Genomic DNA, 255 nt, shown 5'->3' on the forward strand with positions numbered 1-255 from the left:
CCGTGCCCAGGGACCGTTCGAGGTTGTCGATGTGCTCCCGTACTTCTGACCAGTAGCGGTCCAATAGCTGGCGCAGTTCGTCGGGGGCGTCGCGGGGGAATGCGAAGTTGGGGACAAGGAACAGCTTACGCTGCGCCTTGTACTGCTCTGCTTCCGGCTTGGGAAACTGGCTGAGGGGGGTCGTCATACCTTCTCGATGCGCACGGCGCAGACCTTGTACTCCGGTATCTTGGAGTTGGGGTCGAAGGCGGAGTT

1 protein-coding gene is annotated in these 255 nt (G+C 61.2%); it reads right to left on the minus strand.

Translation table 11 applies throughout. From position 1 onward, the window contains the following. A partial coding sequence (locus L9G74_RS21325) for a hypothetical protein (RefSeq protein WP_238898792.1) occupies positions 1 to 187 on the minus strand: 187 nt, incomplete at its 3' end. Between the last annotated feature and the right edge of the window lie 68 nt (positions 188 to 255).

This window comes from Shewanella electrica (assembly GCF_022321485.1).
Taxonomy (GTDB): Bacteria; Pseudomonadota; Gammaproteobacteria; order Enterobacterales; family Shewanellaceae; genus Shewanella; species Shewanella electrica.